The organism is Sphingomonas sp. CFBP 8765, from assembly GCF_014841445.1.
Taxonomy (GTDB): Bacteria; Pseudomonadota; Alphaproteobacteria; order Sphingomonadales; family Sphingomonadaceae; genus Sphingomonas; species Sphingomonas aerolata.
In genome coordinates, this window is record NZ_JACYTY010000004.1 from 78,609 (window position 1) to 103,189 (window position 24,581).

The window sequence follows — 24,581 nt, forward strand, 5'->3', positions numbered from 1 at the left end:
GCTTGGTAGCCACGATCAGATACGGTGTCGTCGGAACGGGCATGATGGGCGTCGAACACATCCGCAACCTGGCGATCCTGCCCGGTGCGGAGATCGTCGCGATCGCGGATCCGGTCGCGACCTCGATCGACTGGGCGACCGAGGCGCTCGGCGACCGGGCCGATGACGTCGCGCGGTTCGACTCGGTCGAGTCGTTTGCGAAGCGCGCCGATGTCGATGCGATCGTCATCGCGTCGCCGAACAATACGCACCGCGACGTGCTCGAGCAGCTGTTCGCGATGGACGCCGCGATCCTGTGCGAGAAGCCGCTGGCGACGACGATCGACGATGCGCGGTGGATCGTCGAGCGTGCCGCCGCACACGCCAAGCCGTTCTGGACCGGGATGGAGTACCGTTTCATGCCGCCCGCAGCCGCCTTTATCGAGCAGGTCCAGGCGGGCCGGGTCGGCCGGTTGCAGATGCTGTCGATCCGCGAGCACCGCTTTCCCTTCCTGCCCAAGGTCGGCGACTGGAACCGGTTTGCCCGGAACACCGGCGGGACGATGGTGGAGAAATGCTGTCACTTCTTCGATCTGATGCGGCTGATCGTCGGGTCGGAAGCGGTGCGAGTCCATTGCTCGGGCGCGATGGACGTGAACCATCTCGACGAACTTTATGACGGCGAGCGCCCGGACATCATCGACAACAGCTATACGACGGTCGATTTCGCGAACGGCGTGCGGGCGATGCTCGATCTCAGCATGTTCGCCGATGGTGCGGAGAATCAGGAGGAGATGTCGGCGACGGGCGATGCGGCGCGGCTTGACGTGCTAATTCCTGCAGGCGAGCTCGTCTATTCGCCACGGGTCGGATTTCTCAACCCCAAGGCGGTCGAGCGCAGTCATGTCTCGGTCGATCCGGCGGCCCGGGCCGCGGGCTCGCACGAAGGTGCAACCTATTATCAGCACGCCGCTTTTGCCGCCGCCGTGCGCGGCGAGGGACCGGTACAGGTCACCGCGGAGGATGGCCTGCGCGCGGTCGCGATCGGTACCGCCGCGGAGATCAGCGCGCGCGAGCACCGGGTCGTGACGATGGCGGAACTGGGCGTCTGACACGGCCGCGGGGTTGCGCGCCATCCGCCGGGCGCGCACAGGCTGTGGCGAAATCACGCCCAGGAGGTCGATATGCCCGTTAAGGTCATTGCGTTCGTTTCCGTCAAGCCCGGCCATGAGGAGGCGTTCATCGACGCCGCCCGCATCTGCGCCGCGGCGTCGCGGAATGAACCGGGGGTGCTCCACTACGATCTGTGGCGCGAGGCCGATGGCGACCGGCGTTTCGTGTTCAACGAGCTGTATGTCGACGATGCCGCGGTTCAGGCGCACATGGCGTCCGACCATTTCAAGGCGCTGGGCGTGGCCTCGCGCGACCTCGCCGCCGCGCGACCGACGATCATCGCGACGCATCCGGTCGACGTTGCAGGCTGAGGCAGCACCGCGGCAAGGGCGCGCGCATCCGTGAGGGGCTAAAGCGCGCCGTCTGCGGCCGCGCATCCGCCATGGTCGTGACGTTTTCTCTTACGGTATAGGCGACGGATGGACACGCAGGGTCTGGAGGCCGTCTTCCTCGCCAATCGCGATACGCTGCTCCGCTTTCTGTCGGCGCATGGCGCGGGGGATGCGGCGGAAGACCTTTTGCACGAGCTCTGGATCCGCGTGCGGACGCCGCGCGGCGGGCCGATCGCGGCGCCGCTGGCCTATCTGTACCGCGCGGCGCACAATCTCATGCTCGACCGTCATCGCGCGGTCCGGCAGGCCGCCCGACGCGACAATGACTGGAGCGACGCGGTCGGCGCCACGGTCGCGGGCCAGTCCGATGCGCCATCGGGTGAGCGCGTGCTGATCGCGCGCGAAGAGGCGCGGATGGCGGCGCGCGCGCTGGAGGCGGTCGGTGAACGCGCCGCGGCGGTGTTTCGCCGCCACCGGATCGACGGGGTCGCGCAACGTGCGATCGCGGACGAGATGGGCGTGAGCCTCAGCACCGTCGAAAGTGATCTGCGGCGAGCCTATCGTGCGATGATCGCGTTGAAAGGGCGGCTCGATGAGGTTTGAGGCGAACGTCTCCGTCAAGCCAGTCAGGAGGCCATGATGGCGCAGGACGACACCGCATTGGACGCACAGGCGCTCGACTGGATCGTGCGGACGGGCGATCCCGCATTCGACGACTGGCCCGGCTTCATGGCGTGGATGGAGGCGGACCCGACGCATGCCCCGCGCTATCATGCGCTGAACGCCGCAATCGATGATGGCGTCGCACTGGCGCGCGCACCGCAGGGGGGGGCGGTGGCGCCGCCGATGGCCAGCCCGTCACGACGCGCGCCGCAGCGGATAGGACGGTGGGCCGGCGGGGCGATCGCCGCATCGCTGGCGGTCGTCGCCGGCCTTTCGGTCTATGAGCGCCGCCCCCAACCCTATGCCGTCGAGGCGGCGCCGGGGGCCGCGCGGACGATCCTCCTCGCTGAGGGAAGCCGGATCATGCTCGCCGGCGGTTCCCTCGTGACGATCGATCGACGTGATGCGCGCATCGCGACGCTTGATCGTGGCGAGGCGATGTTCGTCGTCGCGCATGATGCGGCGGATCCGTTCGAGGTCCGGGTCGGCGAGACGCGCCTGGTCGATGTCGGCACGGCCTTCGACGTCAAGCGGACCAGCGACGGCATGCGCGTTGCCGTGTCCGAAGGTGCGGTCGACTACGATCCGGGTCCGAACGCGATCCGGATGACGGCGGGGCAGGGTGTGGTGGCCACGCGCGGCGGTGTGATGCGGATCACGGTCGATGCCACGGCGGTCGGATCGTGGCGCGAGGGGCGGCTGGCGTTCGAAAATGCGCCGATGACCGAAGTCGCGGACGATCTGTCGCGAACGCTGGGCATCACGATCGCGGTGGCACCGGAGATCGCCGATCGCCGCGTCCGTGCGACGATCGCCACGGCCGGGCTCGCGCGTGACCCCATGCCGCTCGCCGCACTGCTCGACGTGACGATGCGGCGGTCCGCACAGGGTTGGACGATGTCGGCACGGTGATTCGGGGGGGCGTGGTCTTCGTCGTCGCGGTGGCGATCGCCGGGCTGACCGCTGCGTCGGCTGCGGCGGGGCCGGTATCGCTCGACCTGCGCGCGGGCCGTCTGGGCGATTCCGTCATGGCACTGGGGCGGCAGGCGGGGGTCAGCATCGCCGTCGACGACCCGGTTCTGTGGGCACGACCCGTCCCCGCGATCCGGGGCCGCTTTACGGCCCGGCAGGCGCTCGCAAAGCTCGCACGGTCGACGGGGTCGACGATACGGTCCGCAGGGGCCGGGGGGTGGCGTCTGGTCGCGCGCGCCGCGCCGCCACCTGCGGCACAGCGCCGTCTGCCGCCGGGCACCGCCCATGCCGCGGTTACGACCATCGCAGGGGCCGATATCATCGTCGCCGCCAGCAAGCGGGACACCCGGCTGCGCGATTTCGCCGGGCAGGTCGCGCATCTCGACGGAATCGACCTGGCGCTTGGCGGCGCGGGGGGCAGCGACGCGGTGCTGGCGCGGCTGGCGAGCGTGTCGTCGACGCATCTCGGTGCGGGGCGCAACAAGCTGTTCATTCGCGGCATTGCGGATTCGAGCTTCACCGGCCCGACGCAGACGACCGTCGGCCAGTATCTCGGCGACATCCGGCTCAGCTACAACGCGCCCGATCCCGACCTGCGGCTCTACGATATCGCGTCGGTCGAGGTGCTCGAGGGGCCACAGGGCACCCTCTACGGCGCAGGGTCGCTTGGCGGCATCATCCGCACGGTCCCCAACGCGCCGGTGATCGACGACACGACGGCCGCCATCGCGACGGGCGTGTCCGCGACGACGCATGGCGACCCCGGCGGCGACATCGGCGCGACGCTCAACCTGCCTGTGATGGAGGGCCGGATGGCGCTGCGTATCGTGGGCTATGCGGTGACGGAGGGCGGGTATATCGACAACCCGACGCTCGGGCAGAGCGACGTGAACCGCACCAGCATCGCCGGAGGGCGGGGTACGCTGCGTGTCGATCTGGGGCGCAACTGGACGCTCGATCTGGGCGGCGTGTACCAGCGGACCCGCGGCGACGACAGCCAATATACCGATCGCGACGCGCCGCCCCGCACGCGGAACAGTGCCGTCGTACAGGGCTTCGGTGCGGACTACCGGATGGGCGATCTGGTCGTGTCGGGCACGCTTGGCGGCCTGATGCTGCGATCGTCGACGGCGATCGTCGGGCAGACGCTGACGGAACGCTATGACGCCACCATGGTGAACGGCGATCCGCGGCTGTTCGTGCAGCGCAACGCGACCGCGATGCTGACCAACGAGACCCGGCTGTGGCGGCCGATGCGCGCCGGCTTCGGCTGGGTGGTGGGCGGCAGCTTCACGCACAACCGGACGCGGCTGTCGCGCGCACTCGGCGCAGTCGAGGCACCGGTGCCCGTGACGGGCGTTACCAACCGGATCGACGAGGCGACGCTCTATGGCGAGGCCAGCGTCGCGCTGTTCCCCGGATTGATCGCGACCGGCGGCGCGCGCGTGACGCGGGCCGCGCTGTCGGGAACGGGCCAGGATCTGGCGGAGGCCCTCGCTCCGGTCGCGCTCGCGCGTGCGCAGGTGACCGCCAGTCGTCGTGAAACGAGCCTGTTGCCGTCCGGATCGCTGATCGCAACCGTGCTGCCGCGGCTGTCGCTCTATGCCCGGTACCAGCAGGGGTTCCGGCCCGGCGGGCTCGCGATCGAGAGCGACTTCGTCCGGCGGTTCCGCAACGACCGGGTCCGCACGATCGAAAGCGGCATACGGTTCGGGCAGAGCGGGATCGACGCGGTATCCGTGTCGGCCGGGCTGTCACATACGCTCTGGGACGATATTCAGGCGGACTTCATCGACGGGTCGGGGCTACCGAGCACTGCCAATATCGGCAACGGCCGGATCTGGTCGGCAAGCGCGGCGGCCGCCTGGCGACCGGTCGCCGGGCTCACGATCGACGCCGGGCTGACCTATAACGACAGCCGGGTGACCGAACCCAGCCAGGCCTATGCCCTGGCGTTCGCGCGGATGAGCCAGGTTCCCAATATCGCCCGGTTCGCAGGGCGGTTGGGGCTCGACTATAGCCGGCCGCTCTGCGGTGACCTCGACCTGCGGGTCTACGGCTGGGCGCGCTATGTCGGCCGCTCCCGGCTCGGTATCGGCCCGGTGCTCGGGGAGGAGCAGGGCGATTATCTCGACACCGCGCTGACAATGCGGGTCGGCCGGCCGACACTGGGTCTGACGCTCGGCGTGACCAATTTGACGGATGGCACCGGCAATCGCTTCGCGCTTGGCACGCCGTTCCAGATCGGCAGCGGCCAGATCACGCCATTGCGGCCTCGCACGTTGCGCCTGGGGATAGACGCGGCATTCTGAAAAGCTGCGCAGCCCGGCAAGGCTGCGCGGCAATGGTTCCGTCCTGTGTTCGAAACATATTCGAAAAGGGACCTGGTTCATGCGTCGTATCCTGCTTGCCTCTACCTGCCTGATGGCGGTCGTTCCGGCCCATGCGCAGACCACGATCGAGACCAAGCGCACCGATGCGGTGCGGACCTCGACCGTGAAGGCCGGGGCGCCGGATGCGATCCGGATCACGACGGCGGGATCGGTGACCCCTGCCGGCGGCACGGCGGTGACGATCGACAGCGTGCATGCCGTCACCAACGAAGGCACCGTCCAGGTCACCAATGCGGACAATGCCACGGGCATTCTCGCGGTTGCGGGGACCGGCGGCGGTATCACGAACAGTGGCAAGATCATCGTCGACGAGACCTATGAGGCGACCGACGTCGACAAGGATGGCGATCTCGACGGCCCCTTCGCTGCGGGCAGCGGCCGGACCGGCATCCGCACCGCAGGCGCCTATAGCGGTGCCATCACCAATACGGGCGCGATCACGGTCGAAGGGAACGAGTCCGCAGGGATCTGGCTCGGCGGCCCGCTGTCCGGCGCGCTCAAGACCGAGGGCACGATTGCGGTGACGGGAACGAACGTCGTCGGCGTGCGGACGAGCGACATCACCGGCAACGTCCGGCTTGCCGGGACGGTGGCGGCGATCGGGCAGGGAGCCGTGGCGGTCCGGCTCGATGGCGCGATCACCGGTGCGCTGGTGGTGCAGGGGGCGCTCGGCGCGACGGGCTACCGCACCACCACCGCGCCGGCGGATCCGTCGAAGCTTGATGCCGACGACCTGTTGCAGGGCGGATCGGCGCTGGTCGTCGCGGGCAACGTGTCGGGCGGGATCGTCTTCGCGGTGCCGCCAAAGGATGCCAGCACGACCGACAATGACGAGGACAAGGACGGGATCGACGACAGCAAGGAAGGATCGGCGTCGGTGACCGCCTATGGCGCGGCGCCCGCGGTCCAGATCGGGTCGGCGACCAATGCGGTCGCGATCGGCGCAGTCGCGGGTAGCGGCACGAATTTCGGCCTGATCGTCGATGGCGGCATCGGTGGCAGCGGTGTCTATGCGGGTGTCACCGCGACCGGCCTGTCGATCGGCGGCCTTGGTGGCAGCGTGTCGATCGTCAACGGGATTGCGGTCAACGGCACGGTCCAGGCGCAGGCCAACGGGGCGAGTGCGACCGCGATCCGGATCGGCAGCGGCACGACGACGCCCGAACTGCGCAATGCCGGAACGATCGCGGCGGCAGGCGGCGGTACGACCGCGTCGCTGTCGAGCGCGGTCCTCGTCGAGGCGGGCGCGACGGTCGGCACGATCCGCAACAGCGGGACGATCAAGGCGAGCGCACAGGCCGCCGATGGCAGCGCCACCGCGATCCTCGACCGGTCCGGCCGGGTGACGCTGGTGGAGAATAGCGGGGCGATCACCGCAAGCGGTGCACTCGCGACGTCGGAGCGCAACGTCGCGATCGACCTGTCTGCAACGACGGCGGGCGCCACCGTCCGCCAAACCGCGGTCGCGGCGGGCGTCACGGCGCCGAGCATCGTCGGCGACGTCCGCTTCGGTACGGGGAACGACGTGTTCGAGATCGCCGATGGCACCGTGTCGGGCACGACCCGGTTCGGCGGCGGCGCGAACCGTCTCGCGCTGTCGGGCGACGCAGCCTATGCGGGGGCGGCGCTCTTCGGCACCGGCAACGACACGATGGCACTTGCCGGGACGGCGGTGTTCAGCGGCGCGGCGGATTTCGGTGGCGGGGCGGACACGCTGACCATCGGCGGGACATCGCGCTTTTCGGGCACGCTCGCGAACAGCGGCGGGCTGGCGGTGACGGTCGCAGGCGGTACGCTCGACCTGACCAAGGCGGCAACGATCGCGTCGCTGGCGATGGGTTCGGGCAGCGTGCTGGCGGTGACGCTGGACAAGACCGGGGGGACGGGGACGTCGATCACCGTCGCCGGGGTGGCATCGTTCGAGAAGGACACCAAGCTCGCGCTCAAGCTCGCCAGCATCACCGGTGCGGAAGGACGGTACACGGTCCTGCGTGCGGGGAGCCTGACCGGCGCGGCAAACCTGACCGCCTCGACCACGCTGTTGCCGTTCCTTTACAAGGGTAATGTCGCGACGGGCACGGGCAACGACGTTGCGATTGACATCGTCCGCAAGACGACGGTCGAACTCGGCCTCAACCGCTCGCAGACTTCCGCCTACAATGCGGTCTATGCGGCGCTCGGTACTGACGCCAAGGTCGGCCAGGCGTTCCTGAACATCAATGACGGCGACGCATTTCGCGGATCGCTGCGCCAAATGCTTCCGGATCATGCCGGCGGGACGTTCGAGACCGTGACGATGGGCTCGCGCGCGACCGCCCGGGTGATCGCCGACCCGCACGGCCCGTTCAAGGACGAGGGGCAGTGGGGCTATTGGGTCAGCCAGGTCGGCTGGGGCACGTCGAAGAGCATCGGCGATACCGGCGGCTATGACGTGACCGGCTGGGGCGTCTCCGGCGGGGCCGAATACAAGACCGGGCTGGGCAATATCGGTGCCTCGCTCGCCTATCTCAGCGGTCGCGATGCCGATGAGGGGACCAGCAACGAAGTCAGTTCCAATCAGTATGAGCTCGCGGCCTATTGGCGTGGGCACTGGGGCGGGCTGAACGCCAATGCCCGCGCCTCGGGTGCACGGATCGGGTTCGACGGCGTGCGGCGATTTGCCGGCACCGCGGGGACCGAGGCGGTCCAGCGCGTGTCGAGCGCGGACTGGAACGGCACGCTCTACTCGGCGTCGGGCGGCCTGTCCTATGATGCCGATCTGGGCAATATCTCGTTCCGGCCGATCATCGCGGTCGATTATTACAAGCTGAAGGAGGACGGCTATAGCGAAACCGGGGGCGGCACCGCGATCGATCTGGTCGTCCAGTCGCGCAGCAGCGACGAACTGGCGGTCACCGGCAGCGCGGCGCTGGGTCTCGATCTCGGCGGGCAGAACCAGGACGCAGGCTGGTTCCGCTTTGAGCTCGAGGGCGGGCGGCGCGAACTCGTTGGCGGGGGGCTGGGTGCGACGACCGCGGCCTTTGCCGGCGGGACCGCGTTCACGCTGACACCCGAGGAGCGCACCAGCGGCTGGGTCGGCAAGCTGCGCGCGGTCGGCGGCAATGCAGCGTTCCGCTTCGGCGGCGAATTCAACGCCGAGGAGCAGCAGGGCCGCGCCGCATTGTCGCTGCGCGCAAGCCTGCAGATCGGGTTGTAACGACGGAAGACTGGTCTGCCCGCGTCAGCGCGGTGCGGACCAGTCCCCGGACTTGCCGCCGCGCTTTTCGAGCAGGCGGATCCCGTCGATCTCCATCGCCTTGTCGATCGCTTTGGCCATGTCGTAGACGGTGAGCAGCGCGACCCCGACCGCGGTGAGCGCTTCCATCTCGACGCCGGTCTTGCCGTCGGTCGCGACGGTTGCGGTCGCGGTGACGCCGCTGGCGTCGACGTCGAGGTCGAGCGTGATCTTCGTTAGCGGCAGAGGGTGGCACAGAGGGATCAGATCACTGGTCCGCTTGGCGGCCATGATCCCCGCAACGCGGGCGACGGCGATGACGTCACCCTTCTTGGCCGAGCCCTCGGCGATTGCGCGCGCGGCCTCGGCCGACATTGTGATCCGGCCGGTCGCGACCGCCTCGCGTGCGGTCGGCGTCTTGCCGCCGACATCGACCATCCGCGCGGCACCCGCCGCATCGACATGCGTCAGCTGGCTCATCCGACCAGCGCCCGCGTCGCGGCTTCGACATCGTCCTGGCGCATCAGCGCTTCCCCGATCAGGAAACACCGGATCCCGCGCTCGGCCATCGCGTCGAGGTCGGCGCGCGTCGTCAGCCCGCTTTCGGCGACGAAGGTACAGTCGCGCGGTGCCTTGTCGACCAGGTCGTAGGTCCGTTGGAAGTCGACGGTGAAGTCGCGCAGGTCGCGGTTGTTGACCCCGATCAGCCGCGATTTGAGCTTGAGCGCGCGATCGAGTTCGTGCGCATCGTGGATCTCGACCAGTACGTCCATCCCGCATTCGAGTGCCGAGGCCTCGATCTCCGCCATCTGAATATCGTCGAGCGCGGCGACGATGATCAGGATCGCGTCGGCGCCGATCGCGCGCGCCTCGGTCGCCTGCCACGGGTCGACCATGAAATCCTTGCGCAGCACCGGAATCGACACGGCGTCACGCGCGGCGGACAGATAGGCGTCAGCGCCCTGGAACCATTTTTCGTCGGTCAGCACCGAGAGGCAGGCGGCACCGCCCGCCTCATAGGCGCGGGCATGCGCGGGGGGATCGAAATCGGCGCGGATCAGCCCCTTGGACGGACTGGCCTTCTTGACCTCGGCGACCAAGGCATAGCCGGACTTCGCATCGAGCGCGGCGCGGAAGCCGCGCGGCGCGGACATGCGGGCGATGCCGGCATCGATGTCCGACAACGAGGTGGTGGCCTTGCGCGCGGCGACTTCGGCGCGCTTGGTCTCGAGGATACGGTCGAGCATGGTCATGTCAGTAGGCGATCCAGCGGTCGAGCAGCGCGTCGGCGCTGCCGGTGTCCAGGGCGGTGGCGGCGAGCGCGGCGCCTGCGACAAGGGTGGGGACGGTCCCGGCGACCATCAAGGCCGCGGCGGCGTTGAGCAGGACGGCGTCGCGGTAGGCGCCCGCCTCGCCCTTCAGCAGGCGGCGGAGCGCCTCTGCATTATGGGCGGCATCACCGCCGCGAATTGCCGTGATCGCATGCCGCGGCAACGCTGCATCGTCGGGCGTGACGCGCGCGGGAAGCGCGACGTTGCCGATGGACGCAACGACGCTGGGGCCCGCGCCGGACAGTTCGTCGAGCCCTTCCTCGCCGGAGACGACGAGTGCGGCCTGGGTACCGAGCTGGGCGAGGGCATCGGCGTAGAGCGGGACATAATCGGGCCGCGCGATGCCGATGAGCTGACGCGTCGTTCGCGCGGGATTGGCGAGCGGCCCCATCAGGTTGAAGATCGTCCGCCTGGCGATACGCTGACGGATCGGGGTGATCCGCTTCATCGCCGGATGGTGATTGGCGGCGAACAGGAAGGCGATGCCGATGTCGCGCAGGCTGGCCTCGGCGGTTGCGCCCGCGCGGTCCATGTCGAGGCCGAGGACTTCGAGCGTGTCGGCGGCGCCGGCCTTGCTCGAGGCGGCACGGTTGCCATGCTTGGCGACGGGCACGCCGCAGGCTGCGACGACGAGCGCGACGGCGGTCGAGACGTTGAGCGTATGGTGGCCATCGCCGCCGGTGCCGCAGACGTCGATCGCGCCCGGCGGCGCATCGATCGGGATCATCCGCTCACGCAGCGCACGCGCGGCCTCGGCGATCTCGATACTGGTTTCGCCTCGCTCGGATATGGCGATCAGGAATGCGGCGATCGCGTCTTCGCTGGCGCGCGCGTCGAGGATGTCGGCAAACGCCGCACGCGCGGTCTCGCGCGAAAGCGGCGTCGTCGGATCTGGCAGGAGCACGGTGGTCGTCATCGATCGAGCCCCTCGCACAGGCGGTCGGGCAGCTGATGCGGGATCCCCGCGAGCGTCAGGAAATTGGCGAGCATCGCGTGGCCGTGTTCGGTCGCGATGCTCTCGGGATGGAACTGCACCCCGTGGATCGGCAGCGTCGCGTGGCGGAACCCCATCACGCTGCCATCCTGCGCGGTCGCGTTGACGACGAGCGTGTCGGGGACCGCGTTGACGATCAGCGAATGATAGCGCGTCGCGATAAACGGCGAAGGGAGGCCGGCATAGAGGCCGGTGTCATCATGGACGACCGGCGACGTCTTGCCGTGCATCAGCCCGCCACGTTCGACCTTGCCGCCGAAATGCTGCCCGATCGCCTGATGGCCGAGGCAGACGCCAAGCAGCGGCCTGCCGGCATCCGCGCAGGCGGCGACGAGGTCGAGGCTGACGCCCGCTTCGGTCGGCGTGCAGGGGCCGGGGGAAATGAGAAACGCCTCCGCGCCGGACGACAGGGCCTGTCCAGCGGAGATCGCATCGTTGCGGACGACCTCCACCTCGACACCCAGTTCCATCAGATAATGGACGAGGTTCCAGGTGAAGCTGTCGTAATTGTCGACGACCAGGATCATGCGTTCGCCATAGACGAAGTCGAAGCCGGTGCAACGGGGATGCGCATCGGGCGACGCTGCACATCATGTCGGCCATAATCGGTGCAGGGCAAAGCGCGGGGCATGCTATTCAGCACGGAGCAACCTGCGGCGGCAGACGTTGTCTGTCTGCAAGGAGTTTTCCACCAATGTTCCGTCTCACCGTCCTCGCCGCGCTGATCGCGCTTCCCGCCCTCGCTTCGGCGCAGGAGCAGACGGCCGAACAAGGCCAGCCCCCGCAGCGCATCCGCAGCGTTACGCTGGGGGCTGGGCAGAAGTGCCCGACATCGACCAATGGCGAGATCGTCGTTTGCTCGACGCTCGATCAACCCTATCGTATTCCCAAGGAACTGCGCGATACCGCACCGATCGCCGCGCAGAACCAGAGCTGGGTCAACCGGGCTGCAACCGTCGATCAGGTCGGCCGCGTCGCGGGCGGGCTGCCGGACACCTGTTCGCCGGTCGGTACGGGTGGACAGTCGGGATGTGCGCTCGCGCGTGCCCGCGCCTATTCGGCCGAGCGTCGTGCGCAGGCTGCCGGGCAGGCTATCGATCCCTGACGCCACAGCGAGCGCTATCCGGATCCTAGGCCGCGGTTGTCATCTGACGCCCGCGGCCTTTTACTGTGTTTGTCGAACGATGGCGGGATTACTGCCCGTAGGACGTCCCGCCGGCGCGCGCGACCGCTTCGCGGGCGGCGGCGAGGATCGCCCCGGCCTTGGCCTCGCATTCGCGCTGTTCGGACACGGGATCGCTGTCCGCGACGATTCCCGCCCCGGCCTGTGCATGGATCATCCCGTCCTTCACGACCGCGGTCCGCAACACGATGCACGAGTCCATCGATCCGTCGGGAGAGAAATAGCCGACGCCGCCGGCATAGGCGCCACGTCGTTCGGGTTCGAGTTCGGCAATGATCTGGCACGCCCGGACCTTGGGGGCGCCGCTGACTGTGCCCGCCGGGAACCCCGCGAACAGCGCATCAAGCGCATCGCTGCCGGGCGCGAGCGACCCGACGACGTTCGAGACGATGTGCATGACATGACTGTAGAATTCGACGCCGTAGCTTGCCGTGACGCGGACCGACCCCGGCGCCGATGCCCGTCCGACATCGTTGCGGCCGAGGTCGAGCAGCATCAGATGCTCCGCGCGTTCTTTCGGATCGGCCAGCAGGCTGGTCCGGTTCGCCTCGTCCTCCGCAGCACTGCGGCCACGTGGGCGGGTCCCGGCGATCGGGCGGATCGTCACCTCGTCGTCGCGGACGCGGACGAGGATCTCGGGCGAGGATCCGATCAGCGCGAAGCCGGGAAGATCGAGGTGGTAGAGGAAGGGCGACGGATTGATCCGCCGCAGCGAGCGATAGAGCTCGAACGGCGGGAGCGTGAACGGCGTGCTGAAGCGCTGGGCAAGGACGACCTGGAAGATGTCCCCGGCCACGATATAGTCCTTCGCGCGCGCGACCATCGCGCCGTAGCGATCCGGCGACAGCGCCGGCGTGTAGGACGGCTCTGGTGAGACCGCCCGGACCGGCGCCGGTACCGGCGTGGTCATGAGCTTCGCGGCGACGGCGTCGAGTCGCTCTTCGGCACGCGCGACGATCGTGGCGGGATCCATCGCGGGATCCGGCCAGGCGGGGGCGACAAGAAACAGCGCATCGGCGAGCCGGTCGAAGACGAGAACCACCGAGGGACGCACGAAGATCATGTCGGGCAGGCCGAGCGGATCGCTGTCGGGTTGCGGCAGGGTCTCGACCAGACCGACCGTCTCATAGCCGAAATAGCCGACCAGACTGGCGAGCGCGCGTGGCAGCTCCTCCGGGACGTCGCTGCAGCATTCGGCGACCAGAGCGCGCAGGGCATCGAGTGTGGGCAGCGCACAGGGCTCGAACGCCTCGCGATCCGTCGACCAGTGACGGTTGATCTCGGCACGATGGCCCGCGGCACGGAACAGCAGGTCGGGCGCAAGGCCGATCAGACTGTGCCGTCCGCGTGTTGCGCCGCCCTCGACCGACTCGAGCAGGAAGTCGCCACGCCCCGGCTCGATGAGCTTGAGGGCGGCGGCGACCGGCGTCTCCGTGTCGGCGACCTGCCGCCGCCAGACGAGGGCAGGGCGTCCGGCGGCGAGCGCCGCGCGTGCGAGCTCAGTTATTGGAACCACCCTGTGCCAGCAGTTCGGCCCGGACGCGGGCGACGGCCTTCGGATCGGTCTTCACGCCGACCTGCGCGCGGACGGCCTTGACGAACTGGTCGACATATTCGCGGCCGACACTGCGCGCGATCGAACCGCGAGCGGCCTGGATCGCCGCCTGGTTGCCGGTCGCATTGCCGCGATCGATCTTGTCGAGCTTGACCACGAACCAGCCATCGGGGCCGGCGATCGTCTTGGCGGTACCCTGCGCCATGCTGAACATCAGGCGCAGCACGGGCGGGGTGTTTTCGGGGTTCTGCATGATCTGCGCGCGCGACGCCGTGACGGGGCGCGCGGGCGGGACAGGGAAGCCCGACTGCCCCAGCGCCTGCTGCAGCGGCATGCCCTTGTTGATCCGGGCCAGCGCGGCATTGGCATATTTGCGGGCGGCCTGGCTGGCGCGGTCGGCCATCAGGTCGCGCATCACGGCAGGACGGACCTGTGCGAGCGGACGGGGTGCTGCACGAACGACACGGCCGAGCGCGACGACCGCGAAGCTGCCGTCCGACCCGGTCTGGACCATCTGCGGCGCATCACCCTCGGTGGCCTGGAACGCGGCGCTGACGATCGGCGCAAGCGCGGCGTCGGGCTGGGTGGCGGGCGCGTCGGGGTTGGTGCCGTTGGCAACGAGGCCGGGCGTGGTGATCGCGGTCAGCTTGCGGTCCGCGATGATCTCGTCGAACGTCGCATTGTCCGACAGGCCATCGTCGATCGCGTCATGGATCTTGCCGAGCGCTGCCTGTGCCTTTTGCGCGCTGAGTGCTGTGGCGATCTCGCCCCGTGCCTGGTCGAGCGTCTTGGCGGGGACGTTCTGGATCGAATCGATGCGAGCGATCGTCCAGCCGAGCGGCGTACGGACGGGGCCGACAACCGCGGCATTCGCTGCCGCGAACACGGCATCCGCGACCTGCGGGCTGGTCGTGCCGGCATAGGCGGCCTTCTCGACAGCCGTCTGCGTCGATGCCTCGAGCCCGGCGGCGCGGGCGGCGTCGGCGATCGCGGTTCCGGCCTTCACCTTGCCAGCGATCGCGGTGGCGCCTGCCTGATCAGCGACGACGACCTGCGTGATCGTGCGCTTCTCCGTCGGGGCATAGCGGGCGCGATCCTGCTGATACTGCGCGGCGATTTCCGCGTCGGTCGGGACGGCCTGCGCCTTGACCTGCGCTGCGTCGACGACGGCGTAGCGGATGACGCGGCGTTCGGGGATCGTGTAGCGCGCGACGTTGCGACGATAGAAGGCGTTCAGTTCGGCGTCGGTCGGCGCAGGGCCGGCCGGCACCGCGGCGGTCGGGATGAAGCCGACGAGACCGCTGCGCTTCTCGAGCAGCAAGGAGGCGAAGGGGAGGGCGAGCTGGCTCGGGACCTGCGACGCGCCGCGCGTCGGCAGGATCAGCTGCTGCGCATAGGTGTCGCGGACGATGTCGGCGCGAATCTGCGCGTCGGTCAGCTTCCGTTCGACCAGCACGCGCTGATACAGGGACGGATCAAACTTGCCGGTCGGGCCCTGCAGCGCGGGGATGCTGGCAATCTGCCCGTCGACCGCGCGCTTGCTGACGACCATGCCCTGCTGCCGGCCGAACTGCTCGAGCGCGAGGCTCGCCGTGATGCGGTCCAGCGTGCCGTCGAAGCCGCCCTGCTGGACATAGCTCGCCATGTCGAGCGTCGGCTGCTGCTGGCGGAAGCCTTCCATCTCGGTCTGGACACGCGTGCGAAGCTCGTTCGCCGTCACGTCCGCCTTGCCGACCGTCGCGACGTCGTCGGCGGCGATGCCGCTTGTTCCGCCGCCCAACCCGGTCATGTCACCCGCCGCGAAGGCGAGTGCGATGACGCCGAGGAGGCCGAAGGTGATGATCACGCCGAACCTCGACTGGGTGAGGCGGCGGAAGAAACTGAGCATGAATGGCCGATCGACAGGGACTGAGTTCCTTCCGCTTTACGGTGCGCATCGGCGCGCTTCAAGCTTGTGCCGTTCCGTGTCGGCGCTATCCGGGACCGATGATGATCGGGAGAGTGCGATGCGGCGCAAGTTGGTAGCGGGAAACTGGAAGATGAACGGGTCGCGCGCGGCGCTGGCCGAACTCGACGCGATCGCGGCGGCGGCGGCGGCGGCGCCGGACGTCGATGTGGAAATTGCCGTGCCCTTCACGCTGATCGCCGCGGCGGCTGATCGCGCGCCGGCGCTCGCGATCGGTGCCGAGGATGTGCACGAGGCCGATTCGGGCGCGCATACGGGTTGCGTTTCGGCGGGGATGGTGAAGGAAGCGGGTGCGCGCTTCACGATCGTCGGTCATTCGGAACGCCGTGCTGACCAGCACGAAACCAGCCACGACGCCTGGGCGAAGGCGGCGGCGGCGCGGCGGCAGGGGCTGCGCGTCATCCTGTGCTGCGGCGAAACCGAGGCCGAACGCGATGCCGACCGGGCCGAACGTGTCGTGCAGGCGCAGATCGAGAAGTCGGTGCCCGACAATGCGGACGGGAGCTGGTTCACGCTGGCCTATGAGCCGCGCTGGGCGATCGGCACCGGACGCACCCCGACGCTCGACGAGATCGCCGCGATTCATGCGATCGCGCGGGCGAAGCTGCGTATGCTGATCGGCGATGCGGCAGCGGGCGTGCGGATCCTCTATGGCGGGTCGGTGACGGGCAGCAATGCCGCGGCGATCCTAACGACCGCGAATGTCGACGGCGCGCTGGTCGGTGGCGCCAGCCTGACTGCGGACAAGTTCGTCCCGATCATCGAGGCCGCGGCGAGCATCGACAGCGTCGGCTGACCCGCCGAGAGCGCGGCACGCCCTATCGTCGGGCGTGCCGCGTCAGGCCTTTGGTCAGGGGGCGCCGTACCGCGTGCTCAGCATCGCGAAGGCGGCGCGCAAGGCATAGGCCTCGCCCCCTTTGGGGCGGCCGGGCTTCGCAATCGGGCGCCAGGCGAACACGTCGAGATGCGCCCAGGCGATGCCGGGCGGCACGAAGCGGCGCAGGAACAGCGCCGCGGTGATCGCGCCGGCAAAACCGCCATCGGGCGCGTTGACCAGATCGGCGATGTCCGACTTGAGCATGTCGTCATACCCGTTCCACAACGGCATCCGCCAGAGCGGGTCGGCTTGGTCATGGCTGGCGGCGATCAGCTCGGCTGCGAGCGTCTCGTCGTCGGTGAACAGCGGCGGAAGATCGGGGCCGAGCGCGACACGCGCCGCGCCCGTCAGCGTCGCGAAGTCGAGGACCAGCGCAGGGCGGTGCTCGACCGCGCGGGTCAGTGCGTCGCCGAGAACGAGCCGCCCCTCGGCATCGGTATTGGTATTCTCGACCGTCATGCCCTGTCGCGTGTCGAGTACGTCGCCCGGGCGGAAGGCATTTCCGGCAATCGCATTCTCGACCGCGGGGATGAGCAGGTGGAGCCGGACGGGGAGCTTCGCCCCCATCACCAGCCCGGCCAGGGCGAGCGTGTGCGCGGCGCCGCCCATGTCCTTCTTCATCAGCCGCATGCCCGCCGACGGCTTGATGTCCAGGCCGCCCGAGTCGAAGCAGACGCCCTTGCCGACCAGCGCAACGCGCGGGTGCGTGGGGTCGCCCCATTCGAGCTCGATCAGCCGGGGCGCGCGTGCCTCCGATGCTGCCTGGCCGACCGCGTGGATCATCGGATAGCCGCTGGCGAGCGCGTCGCCGCGCGTCGTCGTCACGGTCGCGCCATGCCGTGCGGCGAGCGCTTCGACCGCCGTCTCGAGCTCGGCGGGACCGAGATCCGATGCGCCGGTGTTGACGAGGTCGCGGACCATTGCGGTCGCCTCGGCAAGACGGATCGTCGGCTCGATCGACGCGACTTCGCTCGTCAGCAACACGCGCGCAGGCTTCGCGGCGGGCTTGCGATAGCGATCGAACTGATGCTGTGCGAGCATCCAGCCGAGTCCGGCACCCCCCACGTTGCCCTGCGCGAGGCGGTAGGTGCCCGCGGGGAGTGTGGCACCGAGCGAGGCGATCCGCCACGGCGACGACATCGCCTCGTCACAGACGAGCAGCATCGACCATGTGTCAGGGGCGTCGCCGGGCAGCACGGCGCGGTCGCCGGGCTTGCCGGTCAGGCCATGCGCCGCGACCGCGGTGCGGATGCGCGGCGGCTGAGCACCGAGCCAGCTCGCAAACTCCTCCGGACGGACGACGTGGATCGGCGTGGCGGGCTGGCCGCGGTCGGGCTGAAGCAGGGAAGAGAAATCGGTCATTGCGTGCCAGTTACTGAGAGGGAGCCACGAGGAATTGTTCGTACCGGCCGCTCGCACCGGGTTCGGCATAGGTGCTGAGCGAGAGCGTACGGTCGGGATAGGTGATGCGATAGGTGCGGTTGACGAAGCCGCCGCGCAAGCGGGCGCGGCCGGTCTGCGCAAAACCGGTCGGTTCGCCGAGCGCGCCGAGGCTCGACTTATAGTCCGCGAGCGCGACCGGCTTGAAATAGAAATTGGCGTCCTCGGTCAGGCGGCTGCGGTCGAGCGTGCCGGTGCGGAGCTGATCGTAGACTGCGCGTGCCCTGGGCAGGGCGGCGGCATCTTCTGCGCTCGCGGCGGGGGGTGGCAGGACGATCTTCGCGATCCCGCTCGAGATGCGGCCGACCGCATCGCTGAACCAGCTGTTGGTAAGCACGACGATCGCCGCCTGATCGTCGGGATACACGATGTTCTCGGACAGGAAACCGACCGCCTCGCCGCTATGCTCGACGTAGCGACGCCCGTTGGTGGTGCCAGTCGAGACGCCGAGGCCATAGCCATTGGTCGATCCGTCGACGAGCCTGATAGGGGTCTCCTGCGCCGCCCAGTCGTCCGCGGGCAGCGTGGTGCGGGTAAGCCGCGCTACGTCCCATTTGGCGAGGTCCCGCGCACTCATCGACAGCTCGCCCGCGGCATAGAGCCAGCCCGGCGCACTCGGCGTCTCGGGACGGACGGGCCCGAGCGCGAAACGGCCATAGCCTTGTGGAAAGCCCTTGCCGATCGCCTTGTCCTGATCGAGTGCGCGAATGTCGAGCGGCTTGAAGATGCGCTGCTGCAGGAAGTCGAGCAGCGGTTGTTTCGCGATCTTCTCGACGATCAGGCCCGCGACGACATAGCCGGTGTTGGAATATTGCCACTGCGTGCCCGGCTCGAAATCGAGCGGCTTCTTCCCCCAGCGATCGACGATCTGCTGCGGCGTGACGGGGGTCGCCATTGCCGCAAAGCTGTAATCCTGCGGCCAATAGTCCTGCAGGCCCGAGGTGTGGCTGAGCAACTGGCGGATCGTGATGCGGTCGCCGCCGGTCACGCCGGGGACATATTTTGCCACCGTATCGTCGAGGCTCAGCCGGCCCTCATCCTCGAGCAGCAGGATCGCGGCGGCGGTGAATTGCTTCGAAATCGACGCGATCTGGTAGGGCAACGCCGGATCCGCCACGGCGATCGTTTCCGACGGCTTGCCATAGGCCTTGGCGAATATGATCCGCCCGCCGCGCACGATCGCGATCGATGCGGACGGGACGCCCGTATCGCGGAGCGAACCGGCAACGAGCGTATCGATCTGCGAGGTTTCCGCAGGCGTGAGCGACTGGGCGATGGCTGGGAGAGGAAGCGCGAGCGCGGCGAGCGTGAACAGGCGAAACAGCATGGCGACATCGAAGCAGAAGGCGGGTGTCGGCGCAACGTCGCAACTTAATGTCGAGCTAGCTGAGGAGCTTAACCCATATCAGGTTAAACGGCGGAACACGCTCGAGCGCGGGGACGTTTCAGCGGCATCGATCACGTCATCAAAACAGATTGGGAACTGCCATGCTCTGGACCATCGCCGTCATCTTGCTCGTCCTCTGGCTTGCCGGTTTCGCCTTTCACGTCGCGGGCGGGTTGATCCACATCCTGCTGGTGATCGCGGTGATCGTGGTGCTCGTGAAGCTGTTCACCGGTCGCAACGTCGTCTGAACGTGTGAGCCCCAAGGTGCAGGCGTTTTCGCGTGCACCTTGGGGTAGTACCGTTGCGTCAAGACCGACGCAGGCGCGTCAGACCGGCACGCCGTACAGATCATGGTCGTCGGCATCTTCGATCGTCACGGGTACGATATCGCCGACCGTCAGGTGACCTGCGTCGCGCAGGAAGACCTCGCCGTCGATCTCGGGCGCATCCGCCTGTGAGCGACCCGTCGCCCCTTCGTCGTCGACCACGTCGATGATCACGTCGAGGGTCCGGCCGATCTTGGCCTGCAACTTGGCCGCGGAAATCGCCGCGGTCTTTTCCATGATCCGGGCGTAGCGCTCTTCCTTGAGCTCCTCGGGCACATGGTCCGGCAGCAGGTTGGCCGCCGCGCCCTCGACCGGTTCGAACCGGAACGCGCCGACGCGGTCGAGCTGCGCCTCGTCGAGCCAGTCGAGCAGATACTGGAAATCCTCCTCGGTCTCGCCGGGGAAGCCGACGACGAAGGTCGAGCGGATCGTGATGTCGGGCGCGATCTCACGCCATTTGTGAATGCGCTGGAGCACCTTGGCGTCGTTGCCTGGGCGCTTCATCCGGCGCAGCACCGCTGGCGCGGCATGCTGGAACGGAATGTCGAGATAGGGCAGCACCAAGCCCTCCGCCATCAACGGGATGACGTGGTCGACGTGCGGATAGGGGTAAACGTAATGCAGCCGCACCCACGGCGCGATCTTGCCGAGTTCGCGCGCGAGATCGGTCATGTGCGCACGAACCTCGCCGCCACCCTTCAACGGCCAGACCGAGTGGCGCAGGTCGACGCCATAGGCCGACGTGTCCTGGCTGATGATTAGCAGCTCCTTCGTACCCGCGGCGACCAGTTTTTCGGCTTCGCGCAGGATCGCGTCGGGACGACGGCTGACGAGATCGCCGCGCAGGCTCGGGATGATGCAGAAGGAGCAGCGATGGTTGCAGCCCTCGGAGATCTTCAGATAGCTGTAGTGGCGCGGCGTCAGCTTGAGCCCGGCATCCGGAATCAGGTTAAGGAATGCGGAGGGCGGCATCGGAGCGGCTTCGTGGACCGCGCCGACGACCTGCTCATATTCATGCGCACCGGTGATCGCGAGCACCTGCGGGAAGCGCGCGCGAATCGCCTCGGCTTCCTTGCCCATGCAGCCGGTGACGATGACACGGCCGTTCTCGGCGATGGCTTCGCCGATCGCCTCGAGGCTTTCTTCCTTCGCCGAATCGAGAAAGCCGCAGGTATTGACGAGGACAACGTCGGCGCCGGCATAGTCGGGCGACATCTGATAGCCGTCGCCGCGCAGCTGCGTGAGAATCCGCTCGCTGTCGACGAGGTTCTTCGGACAGCCGAGCGAGACCATGCCGATCTTGGGCGGAGTGGGGAGTATGGTTGCCATGGGAGCCGCGCACATAGGCGCAAAGTTCGGTTTTTTCTAGGCGGTCGAGATGCGATCCGTCATGGCCGGGTCTGAGGACAGGGAAAGGGACCCAAAATGCTGGCGATTGGATTGATGTCGGGGACATCGCTCGACGGGATCGACGCCGCGCTGATCGAGACCGATGGCAAGGCGATGGTCCGCCCCATCGCGTTCCGTGGGGAGCCCTATTCGGATGCGGCGCGCGCGGAACTGTTCGACGCGACACGGATGGCGCTGACGTTCGATCGGCCGCGCGCCAGTCCGCCAATCGTCGCGGCGGGTGATCTCATCACGCGTACGCATGTCTTCGCGGTACACAAGCTGCTGGCGGATGCCGGTGTCGCCGCAGCGGAAGTAGACGTGATCGGGTTTCACGGACAGACGATCGCGCATCGGCCCGATCGGGGCTGGACCTGGCAGATCGGCGACGGCGCGGCGATGGCACGCGCCACGGGGATCACGACGGTATCCGATTTCCGGTCAGCCGATGTGGCGGCGGGGGGGCAGGGCGCGCCGCTGTTGCCGGTCTATCATGCGGCGCTGGCGTCCACGCTCGACGGGCCGGTCGCGGTGCTGAACCTGGGCGGGGTCGGCAACATCACCTTCATTCCCGGTGCGACAAATGGCAACGACTCGCTGGTCGCGTTCGATACGGGGCCGGCGAACGGCCTGATCGACAGCTGGGTCGAGGCGGAGACGGGCGCGCGCTACGACAAGGGGGGCGCGCTGGCGGCGGCGGGGCGCGTCGACGAGACGGTACTGACGGCGATGCTCGATCACCCGTTCTTCGATGCACCGCCGCCCAAGTCGCTCGATCGCAATGACTTCACGATTCAGCCGGCACGCGGGCTGTCGGCGGCGGATGGCGCGGCAACGCTGACCGCATTTACTGCGGAGACGGTTGCGGATGCGGTCCGGCATCTGCCCGCGCGACCAAAGCGGCTTTTGGTCGCGGGCGGTGGACGTCATAATCCGACGATGCTGGCCATGATCGCCGCGGCGACCGGGCTGGGCGTTGAGGCGACTGACGCGCTCGGGTGGAACGGCGATGCGCTGGAGGCGGAAGGTTTCGCCTATATGGCGGTGCGGACGCTCCGCGGGCTGCCGATCAGTTTTCCAGGAACGACGGGGGTGCCAGCGGCGATGGCTGGCGGGGTCGTCCACGCGGTTTAAGGCTACTGAACATGCGAGAGGTGATGGCCCGCCTTTGTCGGCGGGCCATGCATTTCGATTAGTGGGACTTCTTCGGCTTGCCGGGCTTCTTGGGCGCGGGCTTTGGCGGAGTCTTCTTTTCCGGTGCGTCCTTTGCGCGGAGCGCAGGTGCGGCGATCGCAGCAGCAATGCCGGCGACCAGCGTGGCGCCGACCGCGATCGCGGTCTTCGGGTGCGACTTCACCGCGTCGGTGGCGGTGGCGATGCCGGCCTTTGCCGCGTCCGTCGCATCGTCCATCCAGTCGCCCTTCGCGGCGGGGGCCGGCGTGGCGTCGTCGTCATGCTTGACCTTGGCATGGGGCATGGCGGAATTCGGGATCGACGACATAAGCTATTCCTCGCACAGGGATGATGCACGCTAAACCGACCGGATCCATGACGGTTCCGTTACGGGATCGCGCAGGCGGGGCCTTAGCGCTTGCGGGTCAGCTCACGCATCGCGTTGTCGAGACCGGCGAGAGTCAGCGGGTACATGCGGTCGGTCATCAGTTCGCGCATGAGGCGGACCGATTGCGAGTAGCCCCATTGCGCCTCGGGCACGGGGTTGAGCCATGCCGCAGACGGATAGGTGGTCGTCAGGCGCTGCATCCACACCGCGCCCGGCTCCTCGTTGAAATGCTCGACCGAGCCGCCGGGATGGGTGATCTCGTACGGGCTCATCGACGCGTCACCGACCAGCACGAGTTTGTAGTCGTGGCCGAACTTGTGGAGCACGTCCCACAAAGGTGTGCGCTCGGCGAAGCGGCGCGTGTTGTCCTTCCACACGCCTTCGTAGGGGCAATTGTGGAAATAATAGAATTCGAGGTTCTTGAACTCGGTGGTCGCGGCCGAGAAGAGCTCCTCGCAGAGCTTGACGAAGGGATCCATCGATCCCCCGACGTCGAGGAACAGCAGCATCTTGATCGCATTGCGGCGTTCGGCGCGCATGACGATGTCGAGATAGCCCTGACGTGCGGTACCGGCGATCGTGCCGTCGATGTCGAGTTCGTCCGCCGCGCCGTCGCGCGCGAACCGGCGCAGGCGGCGCAGCGCGATCTTGATGTTGCGCGTGCCGAGTTCGCGCGTGTTGTCGAGATTGCGGAACTCGCGCTGGTCCCAGACCTTGAGCGCGCGCTTGTGCCGGCTCTCGCCGCCGATGCGGACGCCTTCGGGATTGTAGCCGCCATTGCCGTACGGAGAGGTGCCGCCGGTGCCGACCCATTTGTTGCCGCCCTGATGGCGTCCCTGCTGTTCCTCAAGCCGCTTCTTGAGCGTCTCCATGATCTCGTCCCACGAGCCCAGCGACTGGATCGCGGCCATCTCGTCCGGGGTGAGGAATTTCTCCGCGACCGCCTTCAGCCAATCCTCGGGGATGTCGGTCGGCGTCGTGCCATAGCTCGTGGCGAGGCCGCGGAAGACCTTGGCGAAGACCTGGTCGAAGCGGTCGAGCAGCCCCTCGTCCTTCACATAGACCGCGCGGGAGAGGTAGTAGAAATCTTCGGGTGTGCGCTCGATCACCTCGGCGTCGAGCGCCTCGAGCAGGAGCAGATGCTCCTTGAGACTGGCCGGGATGCCCGCGCTGCGCAGCTCGTCGAGAAAGTTGAGAAACATTTCCTCATCCTGCCTCTCCAGCCCCGCGAAGTCGAGGGGCGAGTCGAGGATCGGGTATGCGCGGTCAGCTGCCCGGGACGTATGCGTCGATCAGCGCACCGACATAATCCGGATTGCGACTGGTCAGTTCGGCCGCGGGTCGCGCATCGCCGTGGATGAAGCCGTAGACGGGGTAGATCCCGCCGCCGAGGCCGTCGACATCCTTGTACCAGACCTTGACGCGGCTCCAGTCATTGGCTGGCGAGACGTCGAACAGCGTGACGTCCTGTTCGGCATGACCGCGTTCGCCGTTCTGGCGCGACCAATTGGCATGGGTCAGCATCACGACGCGCTTCTCGACGACGCGGCTGATGACCGCGACATGCCCCATAGGCAGGCGGGCCGTCTTGGCGAAGACGATGACGGAGCCCGTCTTTGGTCGGTGCGTCCGCTCGTACCGGCCATCGGCCTGACGCCACCAGGTCCAGGCATCGCCATAGATCTCGATCCCCGAGGCCGCCCGCGCAAACGGAACGCACTGGCCGACATAGTCGAGCAGCGATGCCTGTGCAGCAGACCCCGCGCCGATCGTGAGGACAGCGGAGAGAAGGGCGCGACTGAAGCGATTCATCCCGTGATCCTAAAGGCCGTCCCATGACCGCCAT

At 68.0% G+C, this 24,581-nt stretch carries 22 protein-coding genes; 10 read left to right on the plus strand and 12 right to left on the minus strand.

Annotated elements, in window-relative coordinates; all coding sequences use genetic code 11:
• Positions 1–2: 2 nt before the first annotated feature.
• The 6 genes from IFT87_RS11745 (at position 3) to IFT87_RS11770 (ending at position 8,708) form a co-directional block, all read left to right on the plus strand.
• Positions 3–1,091 carry a Gfo/Idh/MocA family protein gene (locus IFT87_RS11745; RefSeq protein ID WP_274602538.1) on the plus strand — a complete coding sequence of 363 codons (1,089 nt, stop codon included), beginning with the start codon at positions 3–5 and terminating at the stop codon, positions 1,089–1,091.
• Positions 1,092–1,163: 72 nt separating this feature from the next.
• On the plus strand, positions 1,164–1,463 hold the full coding sequence (locus tag IFT87_RS11750; protein ID WP_031394383.1) for a putative quinol monooxygenase: 300 nt from the start codon (positions 1,164–1,166) through the stop codon (positions 1,461–1,463).
• 108 nt (positions 1,464–1,571) lie between these two features.
• The gene (locus tag IFT87_RS11755) at positions 1,572–2,087 is read left to right on the plus strand and encodes an RNA polymerase sigma factor (RefSeq protein WP_031440388.1); all 516 of its coding nucleotides are present in this window, start codon (positions 1,572–1,574) and stop codon (positions 2,085–2,087) included.
• A 36-nt stretch (positions 2,088–2,123) separates the two neighbouring features.
• Positions 2,124–3,059: a FecR family protein gene (locus IFT87_RS11760; RefSeq protein WP_192008589.1), complete on the plus strand. Its 936-nt coding sequence runs from the start codon at positions 2,124–2,126 to the stop codon at positions 3,057–3,059.
• Positions 3,056–5,431: a TonB-dependent receptor domain-containing protein gene (locus IFT87_RS11765; RefSeq protein ID WP_031440386.1), complete on the plus strand. Its 2,376-nt coding sequence runs from the start codon at positions 3,056–3,058 to the stop codon at positions 5,429–5,431. Before IFT87_RS11760 ends, IFT87_RS11765 begins: the two co-directional genes overlap by 4 nt.
• Positions 5,432–5,510: 79 nt before the next feature.
• Positions 5,511–8,708, plus strand: a complete 3,198-nt coding sequence (locus IFT87_RS11770) for an autotransporter outer membrane beta-barrel domain-containing protein (protein WP_031440385.1) — start codon at positions 5,511–5,513, stop codon at positions 8,706–8,708.
• A gap of 24 nt (positions 8,709–8,732) precedes the next feature.
• On the opposite strand, the gene moaC is transcribed toward IFT87_RS11770, so the two are convergent.
• From moaC to IFT87_RS11790, 4 genes are read right to left on the minus strand one after another with little or no spacing between them, the layout of a single operon-like run.
• Positions 8,733–9,206 carry a cyclic pyranopterin monophosphate synthase MoaC gene (gene moaC, locus IFT87_RS11775; protein ID WP_031440384.1) on the minus strand — a complete coding sequence of 158 codons (474 nt, stop codon included), beginning with the start codon at positions 9,204–9,206 and terminating at the stop codon, positions 8,733–8,735.
• Entirely contained in the window at positions 9,203–9,979 is a 777-nt protein-coding gene (gene trpC / locus IFT87_RS11780; protein ID WP_031440383.1) for an indole-3-glycerol phosphate synthase TrpC, read from the minus strand. The genes moaC and trpC overlap by 4 nt, the downstream gene beginning before the upstream one ends.
• A 1-nt stretch (position 9,980) precedes the next feature.
• Positions 9,981–10,973, minus strand: a complete 993-nt coding sequence (trpD, locus tag IFT87_RS11785) for an anthranilate phosphoribosyltransferase (protein WP_192008591.1) — start codon at positions 10,971–10,973, stop codon at positions 9,981–9,983.
• Positions 10,970–11,578: an anthranilate synthase component II gene (locus IFT87_RS11790; protein ID WP_037530004.1), complete on the minus strand. Its 609-nt coding sequence runs from the start codon at positions 11,576–11,578 to the stop codon at positions 10,970–10,972. Before IFT87_RS11790 ends, trpD begins: the two co-directional genes overlap by 4 nt.
• Positions 11,579–11,745: 167 nt before the next feature.
• On the opposite strand from IFT87_RS11790, the gene IFT87_RS11795 reads away from it, so the two are divergent.
• A complete protein-coding gene (locus tag IFT87_RS11795) occupies positions 11,746–12,156 on the plus strand; it encodes a hypothetical protein (protein WP_031440380.1) in 411 nt (136 codons plus the stop codon).
• A gap of 88 nt (positions 12,157–12,244) precedes the next feature.
• Here IFT87_RS11795 and IFT87_RS11800 read toward each other — a convergent pair whose 3' ends face one another.
• Both IFT87_RS11800 and IFT87_RS11805 read right to left on the minus strand, forming a co-directional pair.
• Entirely contained in the window at positions 12,245–13,750 is a 1,506-nt protein-coding gene (locus IFT87_RS11800) for a chorismate-binding protein (RefSeq protein WP_192008593.1), read from the minus strand.
• Entirely contained in the window at positions 13,734–15,677 is a 1,944-nt protein-coding gene (locus IFT87_RS11805; RefSeq protein ID WP_192008595.1) for a peptidylprolyl isomerase, read from the minus strand. The genes IFT87_RS11800 and IFT87_RS11805 overlap by 17 nt, the downstream gene beginning before the upstream one ends.
• A 118-nt stretch (positions 15,678–15,795) precedes the next feature.
• Here IFT87_RS11805 and tpiA point away from each other — a divergent pair, with 118 nt between their 5' ends.
• Entirely contained in the window at positions 15,796–16,551 is a 756-nt protein-coding gene (gene tpiA / locus IFT87_RS11810; RefSeq protein ID WP_031439877.1) for a triose-phosphate isomerase, read from the plus strand.
• A 54-nt stretch (positions 16,552–16,605) separates the two neighbouring features.
• Here the strand turns inward: tpiA and IFT87_RS11815 are convergent, their stop codons facing one another.
• Together IFT87_RS11815 and IFT87_RS11820 are read right to left on the minus strand one after the other, a co-directional pair.
• Positions 16,606–17,994 (minus strand): leucyl aminopeptidase family protein, encoded by a 1,389-nt coding sequence (locus IFT87_RS11815; protein ID WP_031439878.1) that lies wholly within the window; start codon positions 17,992–17,994, stop codon positions 16,606–16,608.
• A 10-nt stretch (positions 17,995–18,004) separates the two neighbouring features.
• Positions 18,005–19,399 (minus strand): serine hydrolase domain-containing protein, encoded by a 1,395-nt coding sequence (locus IFT87_RS11820; protein WP_031439879.1) that lies wholly within the window; start codon positions 19,397–19,399, stop codon positions 18,005–18,007.
• Positions 19,400–19,560: 161 nt separating this feature from the next.
• Here IFT87_RS11820 and IFT87_RS11825 point away from each other — a divergent pair, with 161 nt between their 5' ends.
• Positions 19,561–19,707, plus strand: coding sequence for a lmo0937 family membrane protein (locus tag IFT87_RS11825; protein ID WP_107045915.1), 147 nt, complete (start codon positions 19,561–19,563; stop codon positions 19,705–19,707).
• Between the two features lie 78 nt (positions 19,708–19,785).
• Here IFT87_RS11825 and rimO read toward each other — a convergent pair whose 3' ends face one another.
• Positions 19,786–21,114: a 30S ribosomal protein S12 methylthiotransferase RimO gene (gene rimO, locus IFT87_RS11830; protein WP_037530002.1), complete on the minus strand. Its 1,329-nt coding sequence runs from the start codon at positions 21,112–21,114 to the stop codon at positions 19,786–19,788.
• Between the two features lie 96 nt (positions 21,115–21,210).
• Here rimO and IFT87_RS11835 point away from each other — a divergent pair, with 96 nt between their 5' ends.
• The gene (locus IFT87_RS11835; protein ID WP_192008597.1) at positions 21,211–22,308 is read left to right on the plus strand and encodes an anhydro-N-acetylmuramic acid kinase; all 1,098 of its coding nucleotides are present in this window, start codon (positions 21,211–21,213) and stop codon (positions 22,306–22,308) included.
• Positions 22,309–22,366: 58 nt separating this feature from the next.
• On the opposite strand, the gene IFT87_RS11840 is transcribed toward IFT87_RS11835, so the two are convergent.
• From IFT87_RS11840 to IFT87_RS11850, 3 genes are all read right to left on the minus strand, one after another.
• Positions 22,367–22,675: a hypothetical protein gene (locus IFT87_RS11840; RefSeq protein ID WP_037530000.1), complete on the minus strand. Its 309-nt coding sequence runs from the start codon at positions 22,673–22,675 to the stop codon at positions 22,367–22,369.
• Between the two features lie 83 nt (positions 22,676–22,758).
• On the minus strand, positions 22,759–23,937 hold the full coding sequence (locus tag IFT87_RS11845) for a vWA domain-containing protein (protein WP_037529999.1): 1,179 nt from the start codon (positions 23,935–23,937) through the stop codon (positions 22,759–22,761).
• A 64-nt stretch (positions 23,938–24,001) separates the two neighbouring features.
• The gene (locus IFT87_RS11850) at positions 24,002–24,547 is read right to left on the minus strand and encodes a CHAP domain-containing protein (protein ID WP_031394952.1); all 546 of its coding nucleotides are present in this window, start codon (positions 24,545–24,547) and stop codon (positions 24,002–24,004) included.
• Positions 24,548–24,581 lie beyond the last annotated feature (34 nt).